At 65.2% G+C, this 17127-nt stretch carries 19 protein-coding genes; 4 read left to right on the top strand and 15 right to left on the bottom strand.

Going from position 1 to position 17127, the window contains the following annotated elements:
- Positions 1 to 11: 11 nt before the first annotated feature.
- The 13 genes from ACQPZ2_RS19570 to ACQPZ2_RS19510 all read right to left on the bottom strand — a co-directional run bounded on the left by ACQPZ2_RS19570 (position 12) and on the right by ACQPZ2_RS19510 (position 10635).
- Entirely contained in the window at positions 12 to 434 is a 423-nt protein-coding gene (locus ACQPZ2_RS19570) for a tautomerase family protein (RefSeq protein ID WP_063040003.1), read from the bottom strand.
- Positions 435 to 462: 28 nt separating this feature from the next.
- Positions 463 to 1164 carry an SDR family oxidoreductase gene (locus tag ACQPZ2_RS19565; RefSeq protein WP_433526849.1) on the bottom strand — a complete coding sequence of 234 codons (702 nt, stop codon included), beginning with the start codon at positions 1162 to 1164 and terminating at the stop codon, positions 463 to 465.
- A gap of 213 nt (positions 1165 to 1377) precedes the next feature.
- Entirely contained in the window at positions 1378 to 1599 is a 222-nt protein-coding gene (locus ACQPZ2_RS19560; RefSeq protein ID WP_063040008.1) for a hypothetical protein, read from the bottom strand.
- 141 nt (positions 1600 to 1740) lie between these two features.
- Positions 1741 to 2547 (bottom strand): alpha/beta fold hydrolase, encoded by an 807-nt coding sequence (locus ACQPZ2_RS19555; protein ID WP_433526848.1) that lies wholly within the window; start codon positions 2545 to 2547, stop codon positions 1741 to 1743.
- Between the two features lie 39 nt (positions 2548 to 2586).
- Positions 2587 to 3795, bottom strand: coding sequence for a cytochrome P450 (locus tag ACQPZ2_RS19550; protein WP_433526847.1), 1209 nt, complete (start codon positions 3793 to 3795; stop codon positions 2587 to 2589).
- 5 nt (positions 3796 to 3800) lie between these two features.
- Positions 3801 to 4256 carry a PaaI family thioesterase gene (locus ACQPZ2_RS19545; RefSeq protein ID WP_063040011.1) on the bottom strand — a complete coding sequence of 152 codons (456 nt, stop codon included), beginning with the start codon at positions 4254 to 4256 and terminating at the stop codon, positions 3801 to 3803.
- A gap of 4 nt (positions 4257 to 4260) precedes the next feature.
- Positions 4261 to 5991, bottom strand: coding sequence for a fatty acyl-AMP ligase (locus tag ACQPZ2_RS19540; RefSeq protein ID WP_433526846.1), 1731 nt, complete (start codon positions 5989 to 5991; stop codon positions 4261 to 4263).
- An 8-nt stretch (positions 5992 to 5999) separates the two neighbouring features.
- Positions 6000 to 6737 (bottom strand): thioesterase II family protein, encoded by a 738-nt coding sequence (locus ACQPZ2_RS19535; protein WP_433526845.1) that lies wholly within the window; start codon positions 6735 to 6737, stop codon positions 6000 to 6002.
- Complete coding sequence (locus tag ACQPZ2_RS19530) at positions 6734 to 7993, bottom strand: cytochrome P450 (protein WP_433526844.1); 1260 nt, start codon at positions 7991 to 7993, stop codon at positions 6734 to 6736. Before ACQPZ2_RS19530 ends, ACQPZ2_RS19535 begins: the two co-directional genes overlap by 4 nt.
- Positions 7990 to 8889: a class I SAM-dependent methyltransferase gene (locus ACQPZ2_RS19525; protein ID WP_433526843.1), complete on the bottom strand. Its 900-nt coding sequence runs from the start codon at positions 8887 to 8889 to the stop codon at positions 7990 to 7992. The genes ACQPZ2_RS19530 and ACQPZ2_RS19525 overlap by 4 nt, the downstream gene beginning before the upstream one ends.
- Before the next feature lie 2 nt (positions 8890 to 8891).
- Positions 8892 to 9149, bottom strand: a complete 258-nt coding sequence (locus ACQPZ2_RS19520; RefSeq protein WP_051182551.1) for an acyl carrier protein — start codon at positions 9147 to 9149, stop codon at positions 8892 to 8894.
- 12 nt (positions 9150 to 9161) lie between these two features.
- Complete coding sequence (locus ACQPZ2_RS19515) at positions 9162 to 10139, bottom strand: acyl-CoA desaturase (RefSeq protein WP_433526842.1); 978 nt, start codon at positions 10137 to 10139, stop codon at positions 9162 to 9164.
- A 142-nt stretch (positions 10140 to 10281) separates the two neighbouring features.
- A complete protein-coding gene (locus ACQPZ2_RS19510) occupies positions 10282 to 10635 on the bottom strand; it encodes a hypothetical protein (RefSeq protein ID WP_433526841.1) in 354 nt (117 codons plus the stop codon).
- A gap of 57 nt (positions 10636 to 10692) precedes the next feature.
- On the opposite strand from ACQPZ2_RS19510, the gene ACQPZ2_RS19505 reads away from it, so the two are divergent.
- On the top strand, positions 10693 to 11178 hold the full coding sequence (locus tag ACQPZ2_RS19505; RefSeq protein ID WP_433526840.1) for a cytochrome P450: 486 nt from the start codon (positions 10693 to 10695) through the stop codon (positions 11176 to 11178).
- A gap of 84 nt (positions 11179 to 11262) precedes the next feature.
- Here ACQPZ2_RS19505 and ACQPZ2_RS19500 read toward each other — a convergent pair whose 3' ends face one another.
- Entirely contained in the window at positions 11263 to 12666 is a 1404-nt protein-coding gene (locus tag ACQPZ2_RS19500) for a cellulase family glycosylhydrolase (protein WP_433526839.1), read from the bottom strand.
- A 564-nt stretch (positions 12667 to 13230) separates the two neighbouring features.
- Here ACQPZ2_RS19500 and ACQPZ2_RS19495 point away from each other — a divergent pair.
- On the top strand, positions 13231 to 14217 hold the full coding sequence (locus ACQPZ2_RS19495; RefSeq protein ID WP_433526838.1) for a hypothetical protein: 987 nt from the start codon (positions 13231 to 13233) through the stop codon (positions 14215 to 14217).
- A gap of 151 nt (positions 14218 to 14368) precedes the next feature.
- Positions 14369 to 15733, top strand: a complete 1365-nt coding sequence (locus ACQPZ2_RS19490; RefSeq protein WP_433526837.1) for a flavin monoamine oxidase family protein — start codon at positions 14369 to 14371, stop codon at positions 15731 to 15733.
- A 197-nt stretch (positions 15734 to 15930) separates the two neighbouring features.
- Here the strand turns inward: ACQPZ2_RS19490 and ACQPZ2_RS19485 are convergent, their stop codons facing one another.
- The gene (locus ACQPZ2_RS19485; protein WP_433526836.1) at positions 15931 to 16350 is read right to left on the bottom strand and encodes a hypothetical protein; all 420 of its coding nucleotides are present in this window, start codon (positions 16348 to 16350) and stop codon (positions 15931 to 15933) included.
- Positions 16351 to 16690: 340 nt separating this feature from the next.
- Here ACQPZ2_RS19485 and ACQPZ2_RS19480 point away from each other — a divergent pair, with 340 nt between their 5' ends.
- Positions 16691 to 17095 (top strand): hypothetical protein, encoded by a 405-nt coding sequence (locus ACQPZ2_RS19480; protein WP_433526835.1) that lies wholly within the window; start codon positions 16691 to 16693, stop codon positions 17093 to 17095.
- Positions 17096 to 17127: the final 32 nt, after the last annotated feature.

Below are 17127 nucleotides of genomic sequence, written 5' to 3'. Positions count from 1 at the left end.
CCATTCCGGCTTCAGTACGGGATGGGCTTGTTCTCCTCGGCCCAGGCCTGCTCGATATCGCTGCCGATCGGCGGCGGGAAGAGCCCGGCGATCATCCAGGTGTCGCGGGCGACCTCGTTGATATTGAATTCGAGGTACAGGCCGCGGTCGTGCGTGTAGGGGGCCATGAGCATGTCGAGTCCGCGGGTCATGCGCTTTCGCATTTCGGGGTCGTCGAGTTGCCGGGCCAGGTGGTCGATGGTGATGCGCACCGAGGCGGCGGTGGGTTTGCCGCCGACGTAGAAGGAGTCGGCGGGGAGTTCGTGGAAGAGGGCCACGGCGTAGAACTCCGGGAGGCCGACGCGGGCATAGTAGGCGGTGATGTCCCGGGCGAAGTTTTGCTTGTCCTCGGGGGTGTAGGTGTTCGCGGGGTGGTAGATGTGCCAGAGCGGCATGGCGAATTCCTTTGGGCGAAGCGGTGTCTCAGCGACGGAAGGGCAGAACGAGGCTTTCGACGGGACCGGAGAGGGAGGCCTTCACCTGCCGGGTGAACTCATCGACGAGAACTTCGTTCGCCCCCTCTTCCAGACCATCGGCGACCGTGGCGGCGACCGTGGCGGGGCTGAGCTTCACGGCATCTATGGCCTTCACCATATCGGTCTCGGCGAAGGCGAGGTGGACACCGACGACCTGGGTGCCCTGCGCCGCCAGTTCGATGCGCAGAGAATTGGTCAGCGACCACAGGGCGGCCTTCGACGCACCGTAGGCCGCGGCTCCGGAGCTCCAGGACAGCACGGAATGGATATCCACCAGTGCGCCACCACCATTGGCGGCGAGGATGGGGGCGAAGGCCTGGGCGATGCGCAGGGGACCGAAGACGTTGGTCTCGAATGTTTCGACCACATCGGCCATTTCGGCATGCAGTAGCGGCGCTGGGCGCAGCACACCGGCATTGTTGATGACGATCTTCACATCGGTGGCCCGATCCGCAACGGCCGCAACCGAATCCGGGTCGGTAATCTCCAGTTCGAGCGGGACGATGCGAGCGTCGTCACCGGCCTCGGGCTTGCGGGCGGTGGCGTAGACCTTGGCCGCACCACGCGCCAGGAGTTCCGCGGTGAATGCTCGGCCGAGGCCGCGTTGCCCGCCGGTCACCAGGGCGATAGCACCTTCGATTCTGGTCATGTCTGCCTTCCTGATTCTTTCGCGTAGCTGACTATACAAAACTATAGCCAACATTCTGCCGATGCGACACCGCAGGACTCCAGCTCGGCATTCGACGGGGCGGCTCAGCGGCAGCGGGTGGCGCGAGCGCAGCTGAAGCACCCCTGCGATGCCCCGATATCGCCGACATTTTCGAATCGACACGAATGGGCGGATAGCGTCCGCGCGCGGATCTCAGCGCTCGTTCGAGCCCAGCTCCGGAAATCGGTCGAGCAACTGAGCCAGGCAGCGGCGCACCTCGCGCACTTCCCGATCCAGCAACCGGGCCTCGGTGGTCGCCCGCGGTGCCCCGCGCCGGGTCAGCTGAGTTCGCAGCATCGCATCCAGGGCAGCGGCCTCGGCTTCGAGCAATCGATAGAAGACGCGCGCCTGCGCCACATCGGATTCGTCACGCACTCGATGCTCGCGTCAGGCTGTCCGTCCCGACAGGTATCGAGCAGTTCGACATTCGTACATCTGACAGACACCCATGATTCATACTGTCCGGTGTCTGTCCGCTGGTCAATCGGTCGACTCATCGCCGGTAGTCAGGATCCGTCAATGGTTGCCGAGGAAATCCTGTAGCAGTGCCGTGATCGCCGTCGGCTGTTCCAAACTGCTGGTATGGCCACAATCGGCGACGGTGTGCAGTCGAGCGCCCGGGATCAACTCGGCGATGCGCTCGGATCGTGCGGGCGGCGTCGCTGTGTCGTCGGCGCCGACGGCGACGAGCGTCGGCACCGTGATGGCGGTGATCTCATGCTCGACCGACGCACGTTCGGCAACGCCGATTACCGCCTTGCGCACGGCCGCACGATCGCAGCGCCCTAGGCGGGCGGCCCACTTGTCGATCGCGGGTCTGTTGGCGGGGTTCGCGAGGAAACTCGGACCGAAAAGGTGGGGTTCGATCTTGCCGAGAATCGGTCGGGCGCCGAACAGTCGCAATGCCAGCGCCAGTCGCTTGTACTCGCCGATCTTGTTCGGATCCTCTGGCTCGGCGCTGCTGTCCAGCAACGTCAGTGTGCGCAGCAGCGCCGCGTGACGCGCCGCGATTCGCTGCCCGATGAAGCCGCCCATGGACAGACCGACCCAGTGCACCGGAGCAACCTCGAGGCGCCGGAGCACCACCACGGCGTCGCCGGTGAGGGTGTCCATGTCATAGCCGCGAGCAGTTGCCGGAGTCGCGCCCTGTCCTCGCCAGTCGATCGCGATGCAGCGGTAGTGCTCGCGCAAGACCTCGATCTGCGGCTGGAACATCCAGCCGCCGAACAGCAGTCCGTGGCCGAACACCACGGTAGCCGCCTCCGGCCGCCCGGTCGGGGCTCCGGTGTCGGTGTAGGCGATCGGTGCGCCCTCGATCGTCATTGTCGGCACGAGTCTGTCCGTCTCCCGAAAAACTTTGCGCTACACCGAGATCGATAGTTCGGCCGGGCCACGCACATTGATCCTGCCGTTCCAGCGCAGCTCCTCGATGACAGCCTCGGGGAAGCGCGCCACGAAGTGCGAGAAGGCGACTCGGGCCTCGAGCCGAACCAGCGCCGCACCCAGACAGCGGTGGATGCCCGCACCGAACGAGAGGTTCTGCTGCGCGTTCGGCCGGTCGAGGCGCAATTCGTCGCCGTCCGCGCCCCAGAACTCCGGATCGCGATTGGCGGCGGCGACACAGGCGAGCACCAAACTGCCGGGCGGGATCTCCGCGCCGCCGATGGACAGCGGTTCGACGGTGATCCGGCGCATCAGTTGCACCGGGGTGTCGTATCGGAGCAGTTCCGCGACGGCGTTGTCGGCCAGTCCCGGGTCTTCCCGTAGCCGTCGGGCCTGGTCCGGATGTCGCAGCAGGGCTGCGATCCCGCCCGCGAGGTGATTCACGGTCGTTTCGTGGCCCGCGATGTAGAGCAGCATGACCTGGGCGACCAGTTCGTCCTCGCTCAAGACATCGCCCTCGTGTTCAGCGGTTATCAGCCTGGTCAGCAGGTCGTCGGCGGGGGCGGCGCGCTTCCAGCGGACCAGTTCGCCGACCATCGCGAACAATTCCTGGTTGGCCGAGCGGACCTTGGCCTGCAGGTCCGGATCGGAAAGGGGTTCCAATGCCAGCACCAGAATCGCGGTGAGTTCGCGCAGCCGGGTGTGCTCGACTACCGGGACACCCAGCATCTCCGAGATGATTCCGAACGGCACCGGAAACGCCAGTTCCGCAACGACATCCGCGGTGCCCGCCTCGGCGATGCGGTCCAAGGCGGCGTCGACGAGTGCCTCGGCCCTCGGCTGCAACGCCTCGATCGCACGGGTCGTGAACGCCTTGGCGACGAGGCGGCGCAGGCGGGTGTGATCGGGCGGATCCCGGTCCAGCATGGATAGTCCGCGCATCATGCGGTTTTCTTTGCCGAGCTCGCTGCTGTCGCTCTTCCACGACGGCAGCCGGGTCAAGTACTGCTCGTCGACGGATTGCGCCGAGCGCTGCAGCCCGGCGACATCCTCGTACTTCGACACGATCCAGAACCCGAGCGGATGCTCGTGCGTGGGTGCGGTGCCGCGCAGCCGGGCATAGTGGGGATAGGGATCCGTGGCGAACCCCGCGGCGAACGGGTCGAACACGAATGCGTCGGAGGTCATGGCCACTACTCCCGGTCCGATTTGAACAGCTTCACGTTTCGCATGGTCACAAGCGCTGTGGCACAGAGTGTTTCGCTGTCGCCGTCGACCGAGTAGACATCTGCCGCGGCGATCGTGATGAGCGCGCCCGGCTTGATCACCCGGCCGCGGGCGACGACCTTCGGGCCCTTCGCCGGGGCGAGGATCTTCACCGTGTAGTCGATCGTCATGTTCACCCAGCCCGGCTGGAGCAGGGTCCCGGCCGCGGAACCGGCGGCGAAATCCGCCAGGGAGCCGAGCACGCCGCCCTGGAAGTACCCGTCGTGCTGGGTGAGTTCCTTGCGATGCGGCTGGACTATCTCGGCTTCGCCGGGAGCCACCCGCCCGAATTCGAAACCCAAATGCTGGGCAGCGGGCATGCTGAGCACCGCGCCCGTCACGGCCGCTTCGAAATCAGGGTTTTCCGCTTGCCAGATCTGCATGTGCTCAGCTCCTTGCTCGAAGTTGCGCGGTTTCTTCGCCGTGCGGTGACCAGGTCCCGAATCCGCCTGCCAGATATCGTTTTCTGGCTGCTGAACGCATGATCTTTCCACTGCTGGTCTTCTGCACCTGGCCAGCCGTGGTCAGCACCACCTCGCCGATGGCCAGTTCGTGCTCTTGGACGACCGCCGTCCTGATCGCGCCCACGATGTCGGGCACGTCGGCCTCCGGCGCGTACTCACGCTTGACCTCTTGCACCACGACGAGCTTCTCGCCGTCACGCCCGGGCACCGAGAACGCCGCACCACCGCCGATCCGCAGGGCGGGATGCGCGGCCTGAACGGTGTGTTCGATGTCGTGCGGGTAATAATTCCGCCCGCGAACGATGATGAGGTCCTCGAGCCGCCCCACTACATACAGCTCACCGTCCACCACTACACCGAGGTCACCGGTGCGCAGGTAGGTTCGTGCCGGATCGTCGGCGCATCGCGCGTGGAAGGTCTCGGCCGTCGCCCCGGGATTCTCCCAATAGCCCTGTGCGACATGCTCTCCCGACACCCAGATCTCGCCGATCCGTTCCGGCGGGCAGGGCTGCCCGGTTTCGGGATCCACGATGCGCAGTTCTTGCTCCGGAAGCACACGCCCCGAGCCGACAAGGGTGCGGGCCCGATCCGCCGCGGCATCGGCGTAGCGACCGCAGCCGAGTGCGTCGGGATCCACGTCGGACGTCAGCGGACCGCGCCCTTTCCGGCTGCCCGCGACGAGCAGGCTGGCCTCGGCGAGGCCGTAGCACGGATACAGCGCCCGAGCATCGAAACCGTACGGTGCGAAGGTTTTCGCGAACCGGGACAGCGTCTCGGCGCGGATCGGCTCGGCTCCGTTGAACGCCACCTGCCAGCTGCTCAGATCCAACTCGGGCAGCTCTCCCGCGGCACGCGCGACACAGGCGTCGAAAGCGAAGTTGGGGCCGCCGCTGGTGTGCGCGCGATACCGGGAGATGACCTCCAGCCACAGCAGCGGTCTGCGAATGAACGTCGTCGGCGACATCAGGATGCTGATCGCCCCCACATATAGCGGCTGCAGCACGTTGCCGATCAAACCTTGGTCGTGGAAGAAAGGCGCCCAGCCGACCACCGTCGAATCCCGATCGTGGCCGAACGCCTGCCGAATCATCTCCTCGTTCGCCATCAAGTTCCGATGCGTGACCATGACCCCTTTGGGCGCCGCGGTGGAACCGGACGTGTACTGCAGGAACGCGACAGCATCGAGCTCGGCGACGGCGGGCGTGCCGCCCGCCCCCGCCGCGGGCAACTCGTCAACGGCAAGCCAATGCCGGGCCGCGCAGATCGGCGCCAGCGCCGGCCGCAGCGTCGCGATCATCGCACCGAGCGTAAGCACCGCGACGGGCGCGCAGTCGGCGGTGACGGCTCGCGTCGCCTCCTGCACCTTGTCCCGGCGCGGCGGATTCAGCGGCACCGCGATGACGCCCGCGTAGAGGCAACCGAAGTACGCGACGATGAAATCCAGGCTCTGCGGGAACACCAGCAGGGCGCGGTCCCCCGGCGCGCATCGGGATTCGAGCTCCGCGGCCACCGCCAGCGCCCGGTCGTGCAATTCGTGGTAGGTCAATGTGGTTGTCTCCGAACCGTTCTCGTCCAAGAACACATACGCGGTCCGGTCCGGCTCGTCGACAGCGCGACGCTGGAGGATGTCGGGAAGCAGGATTGGGTGCGTCACGTCGGTCCTCACAACAGTGCGGCAGTCATCGCCGCCGCGATGGCCACCCGATGCCGATGGTGGAAGTAGTGGTCGCCGGAAAAACCGTGGGCCGCGAAGCCACCGCTGGTCAGCTCGTGCCATGCCGCGATCTCGGCCGGGTCGACCACCGGGTCCTCGGTGCCGTAGAACGCCGTGATCGGGCAGCCCAGCCTGGGCAGCGGCTGATGGTGGTATTCCTCGGAGAGTTCCAGGTCGGCGCGGGTCAGTGGTAGTGCGTAGCGCAGGAAGGCGACGCTGCGTCCCGCCGCACCCCATGCGTTCATCGCGGTGAGCGCCGCGGCGAAATCGTCCTCGGCCAGGTGGTGAATCGGGGTGCGGCTCGAAAACAATTGCGGCGCACGGCGACCGGAAACGAACAGGTGCATCGCAGGTTTGCCCGCCGCCGCGAGCGCGCGGGCCAGCTCGAACGCCACCAGCGCTCCCATGCTGTGGCCGTAGATCGCCACTCGCGCACCGCCCAACTGCCCGAGCTGCGGCATCAACCCGTCCACCGCGTCGCCGACGCGGCGCAGCGCCTGCTCGCCGGATAGATCCTCTCGGCCGGGGAGCTGGACCCGGACCGCGGCGATGTCCGGCGGGAACAGGCCCAGCCAACGGCTGAACGATGACGCGCCCGCACCAGCGTGGGGTATGCAGACCAGCTGTACGGGCGCCTCGGCGCGCTCCGGCCGCAGCCACGTCCTCGTCGATCGCAGGACGGTCATCGGACGCTCCGGAGTGTGATCGGTAGGTTTTTCAACCCACGAACAATGAAACTGTGGTCCTGCCACTCCAACTCGCCATCCTGTAGTTCCAGATCCTGCGAGTGCCGGTACAAGTATTCGAAGGCGATCTCCGCCTGCAGTTCGGCGAGCAGCCCACCCAGGCAACCGTGCATGCCGTGGCCGAAGGCGAGATGATCTCCGGCGGTGCGGGTCAGATCGAACTCGTCGGGTCGGTCGAAGACGGCAGGGTCACGATTGGCGGCGCCGAGGCACACCAGGACTTGGTCGCCTGCCGATATCCGTCTCCCATCGATGTCGGCGTCGCGGGTGGCCAGACGCTTGGTCAGCTGGAGCGGACAGTCATAGCGCAGCGCCTCCACGACGGCGGCCCTGACCAGCGTCGGCCTGCGCCGCAGCAGCGCGGCCTGATCCGGATGCCCCAGCAGTGCCAGCACACCGTTGCCGATCAAGGATTTCGTGGTCTCGTTGCCCGCGACGAAACACATGATGCAGACGAAGATCAGCTCCTCGTCGCTGAGCATGTCGCCACCCGTTGTACGCGCGGCGAGCAGCCGACTGATCAGGTCGGCGCCGGGCCGGGATCGGCGCTCGGCGAGCACCCCTTCCAGGGCGGTAACGAACTCTTCGACCACCGCACAGACGCGCGCGAAGTCCTCGGCCTTCATCAGCCCTGGCTCGAGCAGGAACCGAATGTCGTGGGTCCATGGGCCGACCCGTTCGCGCAAGTCCCCGGGGAGAGCCATCCATTCGCACAGCACCGTCACCGGCAATGGCGCGGCCAACTCGGTGATCACGTCCAGGCCGCCCGCTTTCCAGGCTCGCCGCATCAGATCCTCGGCGACCCGGGTGACCAGGGGGCGCAGGTCGGCGACCGCCCGGGCGGTGAACACGCGGTTCACCAGTCCGCGCAGCCGCGCATGGTCCGGATTGTCGGTGAACACCAACGACTTCCGACCCAGCCGCTCGATCCGCGCGACGTTGCGTTGCCCGAGTCGTCCGGCCTGTTCGCCGACCAGCTGCGGAATCAGTCCGGCACTGAACGAGCGGTCGTGCAGGACCCCGCGCACATCGCGGTGCCGGGTCAGCACCCACATCCCCAGTGTCTTGTGCACCGGCTGTGCCTCACGAAGCTCCCGGTAGAGCGGGTAAGGGTCGCGGCGGAACTCCGCGCTGAAGGGGTTGAACCGGACTCGTGGCCGAATCGGCTCGGCCTGATCGTGTGCTCGCACCGTCATCCGGCCCGCACTCCTCGGCCGAAGAATCCGTCGCCATAGGGTGCCAGCACCAGTCGCAGCAGGCTGATCTTGCCCATCCGGAAGCCGAGCGCGGAGAGCTTGAGGTAGCGCTCGTAGCGAGCGACCACCTCGGTACCGACGATCTCGGCGGCTTCCGCACGGTTCGCCCGAAGTCTGCGCGCCCATTCCTCGCAGGTCCATGCATAGTCGAGACGCCCATTGGTGAGAGAGCGGAACTCGAAGACGCCTTCGGCCGCAGCCGCGATCTCGGCGAGCGTCGGCAGGTCCGCGTCCGGGAAGATCTCCCGCTGCATGAACGTGCTCGCCCGCTCGCGTTCCATGTCGGCGTAGGCGATCGTCTGCAGCGAAAGCACGCCGTCGTCGTTCAGCCAGCTGCGGCAGCGAGTGAAGAACTCCCGGTACACCCGGATCTTCTCGGCGGGCGAATCATCCGGCCGGGCAAAGTGTTCGAATGCGCCGATCGAGATGATGCCGTCGAAACGGATGTCCGGCTCGTAGTGCACCCAGTTCTCCAGCCGCACTTCGACGCCTGGAAAGTCGCGCGCCCCCACGAACTCGGCCTGCTCGGCGCTGAGCGTGAGCCCGACCGACCGCGCGACCGCATGCTGCTCCGACAGGCGTTGCAGGATCGCGCCCCACCCGCACCCGATGTCCAGCACCGCCGCGGCGCTGTCGGCGCCGATCGCGTCCAGATGGAACCGCAATTTCCGTTCCTGAGCGGCTTCCAAGGTGTCGGTGTCGTTCTCGCGCATCGCGCAGGAGTAACTCAACGACGCATCGAGCCACAGCCGATAGAAGTCGTTGCCCGCGTCGTAGTGGTGCCGGATCGCGGCCGCCGCCGCATCAGCCCGATCGTCGCCGACAGTCGCGGACACGGCTACGCCACGCTCCGCCGGCTCTGCTCGTGCAGATAGCCGGCCACCGCGTTGATATTGGGGTTCTCGAAGAGATCCTCGGGCGCCAGATCGACGCCATAGCGAGCCTCGACTTCGATCAGCAACGCGACCGCGAGGGCGGAGTCGACTCCCATCCGGTCGAAGTCCGCGGCCGGGTCCACCGCTTCCGCCGGAATCTCGAGCAAATTTCCGAGATATTCCCTGCACCACAGGACGATGGCGTCTCTACTCGTGTCCACTGTGTGTATTCCTCACGCTGCGTTACCGGCGGGTTCAGAGTTTCCGGAAATACGTTTGGCGGCCATCCGCGGTGCGGACGGCATTTTCAGATCCGAGGCCAGCCCGAATATCTCGAGCAGTTCGATGAGCCAGAAACCGGGATCGAGCCGGTACCAGTCCAAACCGAAGGACGGCGACTCGGGGAAGGCGTGATGGTTGTTGTGCCACGACTCCCCCAACGTCACCAGGGCGAATATTCCGCCGTTGTGGCTGTTCTCCCGCGACGCGTAGCGGCGGGTACCGAACATGTGCAGGAAAGAATTGATCGCCCAGACGATGTGCTCGAGTACGAAGATCCGTACCAGACCGCCCCACAGCAGACCGCTCACCGCCCCGGTCCAGCTCAGCGAAACCAGCCCGCCGATCACGGTCGGGATGAGCAGCCCGAGCCCCACCCAGTAGTAGTAGAGGCGGGCGATCCGCACCAAGCCGCGATCCTTGATGAGGTCGGGAGCGTAGTGCACGACGTTCGGGTATTCGTGGCGGCGCATCCACAGGAAATGCGAATGCACAAGGCCCCGCAGCGTGCCGCGTAGACCGCCCCCGGAAAGGTTGGGCGAGTGCGGATCCCCTTCGCGATCGCTGTATTCGTGATGCCGCCGGTGCAGTGCCACCCAGGACACCACGCCGCCCTGTCCGGCCATCGAGCCGAATATCGCCAGCAGCCCGGCGACCCACGGCACCGCCTTGAACGTGCGATGGGTGAACAGCCGGTGATAGCCGACGGTCACGCCGAGCCCGGTCACCAGCCACATCGAGAACAGCAGCGCTAATTCGGTTACGCCGAATGGATGTACCGCGAGAAACGCGAATGCGCAGGCCGTGCCGACAATCGGCAGAATATCGAACAGCAGGAAATGCCGACGCTGCAGCCGATGAATGTATGGACTGCTGATCGTCTTTCTACGCGGCTCTGGCAAGTCGCCATTCGGATCATTATCTTCGGCCATCACTCGACTACACCTCATCGGTCCGAGACCCGTTTTCGCCAGCGGGACCCCTCGACCGTAACCTCGGCGACAGGACCACCATCGCAGGATTGAGGCCTGCCGATCGCAAGATCGAAATCGCTGATCGCGACCCGGTACCGAACTACTCCGAAGGCAGATCAATGCCACGACTGCGCCACAATATCCGCGCGACTGTCGCGGGCTTCAGCGATGTTTCGGGCGGGTCGACAAGATTGGCGACCCTCATGAACGTACGGGCGAGGGTGGGGTCGACGTGCGCGGCACGATGTGCACGCGTCACGTAGGAATTCAGCAAACGGATTCGAGGCGTGCGCCGCCCGACCACGCCCGGATGGTTCAGGTCGGCGCCGGTGGACATCCGCCATGCCACATCGACGTGGCGCGCCGCATCGGCATAAAACCGTGCAGGCAACTGGGCGGTGCCTTTTCGAAGGCATGCGCGCAGGGCGAGTGCCTGCTGCGCCGCGACGGTCATACCCTGCGCGTAGAGCGGATTGAAGCTGCACAGCGAGTCGCCGAGCGCGAGACCACGATGAACCTCGTCGCGACCGGCCTGCTCGCCCTCGCCCGCAACCCGGTCCAGCGCGAAATCCTGTGCACCGAACCGGAATTGAGCCGGATTGCGGTGGGAGAGTTCCTCCGCTTCGACACCCCGGTTCCCTTCCCGACCCGCGTCGCCATGGAGGACGTAGAGTTCGCCGACCGGACATTGCCGCGGGGAACGGGTCTGATCCTGCTCATCGGCTCGGCCAATCGTGACCCGGAAGCATTTCCGAATCCCGACGTGCTGGATGTGACCAGGTTCGCGGCGGACCGCAAGACACCACGCCATCTCGCCTTCAGCCACAGACCACATTTCTGCGTCGGCGCGCCCCTGGCCAGGCTGCAAGGCGAGGTGCTCTTCACCGAATTGATGCGCCGCGTCCCCGATTTCGACCTGCTCGACGATGCTCCGCCGTACCGGCTATCGGTGTCGATGCGCGGCCCACTGTCACTGCCGGTCCGAATGCCCGCCTGAATGTCGAGACTGCCCCAGCCCGTTCGGCCGCACTGGTTTTCACTCCGGTGGCATCGCCTCCGCCTCAGTCGGCCTCGGCGCCGATCACCGTCGCGTCACGGTCACCTCCACGGTGTCCTGTCCGGGGCTGGTGGTGAGTTGAAGTAGCTGGGCATCGGGTGGGGACACGACATCGGCGCCCTGGATTTCGACCTGGTAGCCGTTGGGGTAGTTGCTGGGCGGCAGATACACCTCGGTGCGGGTTCCAGGTGCGAACGGTTGACCGGAATCGGCGCGGCGGGCGCTGTATCGGATGGTGAACGTCCCGGTCGCGCTGTCGTAGTGCCACCGCTGCGGAGTGCCTGCTATTGCACGTGGATATGGCCGGACGATCGCCGGGTCCATCAAATTGGGCCCGGTCGGCGGCTCCTGAGGATGACCAGGCGTCTGGTCCTGCGGTTGGGACCAGAACAGCCAAGAGGCCATGTTGTCGTCGAATCTGTCGGTGAGACCAGTCAGCTTCGCCGAATCTTTGGTCGCGCCGAACTCGGTCACCAACCCGACAACGCCCTCGGCACCGGCACGATCCAATCCGTTGCTCACGCAGGTGTCGACCGGACCGGAGCAGTAGTCGTGAAAGCTCATCCCCGCGTTCGGATCGCCGGTCGGATTCGGCATCCAGTTCGGCGTTCCGAAGTCGTTGGTTACGGACGGCTCGTAGAACAGCAGGTGGTTCGGGTCGACTCGTCGGATGGCGTTCATCGCTTTTGCTTCGAACGGCGCGAGCACACCGCTCTCGAACTGGGGGCAGCCCTGGGGAAAGCACGTCGGGTATTCCCAACCGGGCCACGGCTCGTTGATCAGGTCGTAGCCCAGCACGTACGGCTCGTCCACGAAACGTTGCGCGACATGCGCCCACATGGCCGCATAGTGTTCCTGCAGCCCGACGCCATCGGCCGCAGCGTGGTCGTGCCAGAGGTTCGCCCACGTTTGGTTTTGCGCGGGGCTGGTGAAGTAGACCAGCGGAAAGCCCGGATTCGGCGGCAATGGGAACCCGTCGGTGAACGTCGCCCAGTCGGGGAACCCGCTCCAACTCGCGCCCACCGATTCGTTGAACCCGTCCTGATGGGAATCGACAAGGCTGTAGATGTTGTACCGGGCCAGCAACTGCTGGGTCTGCTCGAGCTGCGCGATGTAGTTGTCGTCGTACACTCCGGGCTGCGGCTCGACCGCATTCCATGCGAAACCCAGCCGCACCGCGTTGAAACCGTTCTCCGCCAGGAACCGAGCGTCGTTCTCACCGAAACCTCCCGCCGCGGGGAAGTACGGCGGGTACTTGTAGACCAGATTCACGCCGTGCACGGTGACCACCCGGCCTTGGTCGTCGGTGAGCCAGCGGCCCGCGTGTCCCAGTTCAGGGACCGCCGGTGTCGCCGCCGCCGGTGTGGTCAGTCCCAGCAGCAACATGACCAACCCGAGACACCGCGCTGTCGAGGACATGATGGTCATCGCGCAAACCTTTCGACGAGTATGCGCCGACGGCACTTCTACGGCGCTGACAACTGGAGAAGCGCTCCGATCACGGCAGCCCTCGGCGCCGGGGATCAATCCGTACAACGAGATGGTCCAGACCACGGCGCTGATGCAGAAAGGCTATCTACCGTCGGCCGGATTCGATCACGACACTCCGCTGCACGTCGACGACGTCACATGCCCCGACCATCGCCTCGGCGGGAACGCGACGCTCTTCCGCCGAGCCGATTCAGCTAAGTTATGCTGACAGTTTGCGGGCCTTCATCTCAGTGTCTGATCGATTTCTTGGCAATAACTGACCACCTCGTGATGGCAAACGAATGGGATTCAGATCAGCTGGTCATCGGGTTTTGAGCGGCAGCCGCCCGCCGGGCCCTGAAACCGTTTCGAGCATCGCCACAAGTTTGCGCAGCGGCCGACACCCGTCGACCAACGACGCAATGTGAGCAGGAAACCGGATGGCAATCGCTCGGCATTTCGCTGTCCGCGGCCGCACACCGGCACTAGATCGTCAACCTCACAACCACTAGGAGACCATCGATGCTGCTGTCCAGTTTTCGCCGCGCGTTCGCCATTCCGGTGACCTGCGTCCTCGCCGCGACCGGCACATACCTGGCCGCCGGCTGTGGCAGCCAGCCCGGCACCGACAGCACAGCCGACAACCATGCTTCGACTTCGACGCCCGCGTCACCGCAACGGCAGGCCTTCACCTTCGGCGTCGGCTACGGGCCGACCGTTGCCGCCGACCAGGCCGGACATCAATGGGCGCCCGCCGCCACCGCCGCAATCACCCCCGGGGTACAGACCTATACCCACGGCGCGGTCCAATGCACGGCGAACTATGTCTTCATCGATGACACCGGCCACGTGTACATCGGCCAGGCGGCCCACTGCGGCACCACGGGACTCGTCACCGAAACCGATGGCTGCACCGCCGGTAGCCTCCCCTTGGGAACCTCCGTGAGTTTCAACCGCAACGGCTCGCCGGTTTCCGGCGCGACGACCGCCGCCGGGCAGCTCGCGTACAGCAGTTGGCTGACCATGCAGGAAAATGGCGAGCAGGACCGAAATGCCTGCGCCTACAACGACTTGGCGCTGGTGAAGCTCGCGCCGGAGGACATCGGGAAAGTCAATCCGAGCCTGCCGCACTGGGGCGGCCCAGTCGGTATCAACACCAGTGGCACGAATGCCGGCGACCACCTCTACAGCTACTGGAACTCGATTCTGCGTGGCGGAATCACCGGCCTGTCCCCTCAGGTCGGTGAAAGCAAGATCGACGATGTCGCTGCCAGCGGCTGGACCCACGCTTTTGTCGCGACCATCCCCGGCATTCCGGGCGACAGCGGCAGTGCCTTCCTCGACAGCGACGGCTATGCACTCGGCACTCTGTCAACGCTCGCCATCTCGATTCCCATCGTCAACAACGTCGGTGACATCAGCCGCGAACTGGCCTACGCGCGAGCGTATTCCGGTATCTCGGGTCTGCGCCTGGTACTCGGGACCGAACCGTTCACGCCGAACCGTTGACAGGGCTTATCCTGCCTCGGGATTCGCTCTAGAATTGCTGAATATTCGACCTGATCGAAGGCGATGTGCACCCGTTGTGCCGAAGGTGCCGCGATCGTGCGCTGGTCATTCGGTGGCCGTGCGCAGAACTGCGATACGAGGACAGCTCGCCATGACAGATGTCGACTATTGCGTGATCGGTGCAGGCTTCGCGGGATTGACGGCCGCACTGCGGCTGAAACAGGCGGGTCGATCGGTAGCGGTGCTGGAAGCCCGCGACCGCCTGGGCGGGCGCACGTTCACCGAAGTGCGTACCGACGGGTCGTGGATCGATCGCGGTGGCGCGTGGGTAGGCCCGGGGCAGGATCGGATCCACGCATTGATGGACGAGTTCGGGGTACCGAGTTACCAGCAGTACACCGACGGTGAGGCCATCATAGTGGTCGACGGCAAGCAGCACCGCTACACGGGCACGATTCCGTGGACGATGAGCCCGTGGGCGGCGTTGAACCTCGGTGCGGCGTTGTTCGAGCTGGGACATATGTGCGAGTCGGTTCCCCTCGACGCGCCGTGGGCATCGAAGCAGGCAGACAGATTGGACCAGCTCAGCCTGGCGCAGTGGCTGGATGACCACGTGCTGTCCAGGCCCGCCCATGATCTGCTCGAGACCGCCGTCGCCGGCTGCTACACCTCGGCCGCCTCGGAGGTGTCATTACTGTTCGTGCTGTACCAGATGGCATCGGCGGGAGGGCCGAACTTCGTCCTCGGTGTCAAGGACGGCGCGCAGGATGCCCGGCCGGTCGGCGGTATGGGTGCGATCTACCGGCCGATGGCGGCCGAGATCGGCGACTCGATCCACCTGTCGCAGCCGGTTCGCCGGATAGAGCAGGACACCGCCGGTGTCACGGTGCGTGCGGAGGAGTTGACGGTGCGCGCACGTCGGGCGATCGTGGCGGTTCCCCTGGCCATCGCGAGTCACATTCTGTACGAGCCGATGCTGCCGGTCGATCGATCGTTTCTCCATCAGCGGATGCCGAGCGGCTCGATCATCAAGATTGCCGCCGTGTACGACGAGCCGTTCTGGCGGCGCGACGGATTGTCCGGGCAGTCGGCCGCACCGGGGTCACCCGCGACCATCACTATCGATGCCTGCACGGATACCGGACGACCCGGCATCCTCTGTGTCATCGTCGAGGGACCCATCGCGCGGCAGGTCGGACAACTCGACGAGGCCGCACGAAGGAGGGCGGTACTCGGCGCGCTGGTCGAGCGTTTCGGCGACACAGCCGGTTCCCCTGTCGACTACGTCGAGCACAACTGGACTGTCGAGCGCTACTCCGGCGGCGGAATGCTGAGTCACGCACCCACTGGTGTCCTCACCCAGTTCGGCCGTGCCCTGCGTGAGCCGTGCGACCGCGTCCACTGGGCCGGAACCGAGAGCTCTGCCGTCATGTGCGGTTGGGTCGACGGAGCCGTTCGCTCGGGAGAACGGGCGGCAAGCGAAGTGCTCGAGCAGGAGACCGCGACCGTGGTCTGAGAACGTTCCGCGCTCGTTCTGGAGACAGGTCCGGGCGGCGGTTCCCCGCTGGTGCGGGGCGCGACCCGGACGTGCGGTGCCGCAGTTGGGGATGCCGACTCCTGTTGCGGTGCAGTGCTTCTGCCATCGGTGATCTAGGCAAGGTTGCCCGATAACGGAAGGTTATCCGGCAACAGAGGCGGGAGTGCGCGCGCTGTTCACCCGGCGATGTGGGTCCACTCGCCGAATCCCGACATATCGGCGAGATTGACAAAGTTCCCGCTGCCATCGAGTTCGCCCGAAGCAGCCGTCCGGCTCGCACGGTTGTAAAAGAACAGCCGCCCATCCACGGGCACGATATGAGTCCAGTCGCCGAATCCGGACATATCGGCGAGATTCACGAAGTTTCCGCTGCCGTCGAGTTCGCCCGAAGCGGCCGTCCGACTCGCACGGTTGTAAAAGAACAGCCGCCCATCCACGGGCACGATATGAGTCCAGTGACCGAATCCGGACATATCGGCGAAGTTGATGAATTTTCCGCTGCCGTCGAGTTCGCCTGAAGCGGCCGTCCGGCTCGAGTCGTTGTAGAAGAACATGGTTGCCACCACCTGTTTGTTGGAGCTGTTTTGGGAGGTCACACCATGGTCGAAGGCGGCAGGTGATGCGCCTAGGGTAATGCGTTACCCGAAACTCGAAAGGGCCCCAGATGGAGGTGCGGCGTCCACGCCATAGCGAAACCGTGCTGTTCAATATCTGGTTTTCGACAAGTGCGAAAACCTCGGCCACGGCATCGACCGCCAGCTGAAAGCATGACCGGAGGTTTGTCGACAATCCCCGGAAGCTTTGTGACCGTAGAGCGGTTTTCCCCCCGCGCGAGCCCGAAGGCTGCACCATTGATACGCGCGGTGCGGCGAGTGCCGCGTTCTCTTCCCGATGTGTTCAGGATTCATACCCGCCACACAGGAGGAAACAAGATCCATGACAACTACCCGGAATTATCGGTGCACCACCCATGTCGCGACCGTCTTCGCAACAATGGCGACAGCCCTGGTCGTCACGGCTGCCCCCGCTCTCGCCGCCGCGACCATCGACATCTCCCGCGCCGGACCGACCATAGTTCAAGTCACCTACAGCTGCGATAACTCCGACGGAGTGACCAGCATTCAGGCGATGATGGGCGAACCCACCGCCGACGGCCCCGCCGCCCAAGGCACTCAGAACGCCGTCACCTGCGACAATACCCAACATGACGCGAGCATTCCGATGACAGAAGCCCCTGGCCAGCGCCCCCTGGAGTCGGGTCAAGTCCAGGTGCGAGTCGCACTCGTCGACCGCAACGACACCGTTGTATCCGGACAGGCGAAGCTATTCGCCATGCAATAAGGAATCCTCTCCCGAGTTTCGCGCGGCCGCTA

Origin of the sequence: Nocardia pseudovaccinii (assembly GCF_050942345.1) — a bacterium.
Taxonomy (GTDB): domain Bacteria; phylum Actinomycetota; class Actinomycetes; order Mycobacteriales; family Mycobacteriaceae; genus Nocardia; species Nocardia pseudovaccinii.
The sequence above is the reverse complement of the archived record's forward strand: the minus strand, read 5'-3'. Positions and strand labels throughout refer to the sequence as shown.

Excerpts from the sequence above, each read along its gene's own strand:
- ACQPZ2_RS19570 (WP_063040003.1), bottom strand. The coding sequence starts at position 434 with ATGCCGCTCTGGCACATCTACCACCCCGCGAACACCTACACCCCCGAG.
- ACQPZ2_RS19565 (WP_433526849.1), bottom strand. The coding sequence starts at position 1,164 with ATGACCAGAATCGAAGGTGCTATCGCCCTGGTGACCGGCGGGCAACGC.
- ACQPZ2_RS19555 (WP_433526848.1), bottom strand. The coding sequence starts at position 2,547 with ATGACGATCGAGGGCGCACCGATCGCCTACACCGACACCGGAGCCCCG.
- ACQPZ2_RS19550 (WP_433526847.1), bottom strand. The coding sequence starts at position 3,795 with ATGACCTCCGACGCATTCGTGTTCGACCCGTTCGCCGCGGGGTTCGCC.
- ACQPZ2_RS19545 (WP_063040011.1), bottom strand. The coding sequence starts at position 4,256 with ATGCAGATCTGGCAAGCGGAAAACCCTGATTTCGAAGCGGCCGTGACG.
- ACQPZ2_RS19535 (WP_433526845.1), bottom strand. The coding sequence starts at position 6,737 with ATGACCGTCCTGCGATCGACGAGGACGTGGCTGCGGCCGGAGCGCGCC.
- ACQPZ2_RS19530 (WP_433526844.1), bottom strand. The coding sequence starts at position 7,993 with ATGACGGTGCGAGCACACGATCAGGCCGAGCCGATTCGGCCACGAGTC.
- ACQPZ2_RS19515 (WP_433526842.1), bottom strand. The coding sequence starts at position 10,139 with ATGGCCGAAGATAATGATCCGAATGGCGACTTGCCAGAGCCGCGTAGA.
- ACQPZ2_RS19510 (WP_433526841.1), bottom strand. The coding sequence starts at position 10,635 with ATGACCGTCGCGGCGCAGCAGGCACTCGCCCTGCGCGCATGCCTTCGA.
- ACQPZ2_RS19505 (WP_433526840.1), top strand. The coding sequence starts at position 10,693 with ATGAACCTCGTCGCGACCGGCCTGCTCGCCCTCGCCCGCAACCCGGTC.
- ACQPZ2_RS19500 (WP_433526839.1), bottom strand. The coding sequence starts at position 12,666 with ATGACCATCATGTCCTCGACAGCGCGGTGTCTCGGGTTGGTCATGTTG.
- ACQPZ2_RS19495 (WP_433526838.1), top strand. The coding sequence starts at position 13,231 with ATGCTGCTGTCCAGTTTTCGCCGCGCGTTCGCCATTCCGGTGACCTGC.
- ACQPZ2_RS19490 (WP_433526837.1), top strand. The coding sequence starts at position 14,369 with ATGACAGATGTCGACTATTGCGTGATCGGTGCAGGCTTCGCGGGATTG.
- ACQPZ2_RS19480 (WP_433526835.1), top strand. The coding sequence starts at position 16,691 with ATGACAACTACCCGGAATTATCGGTGCACCACCCATGTCGCGACCGTC.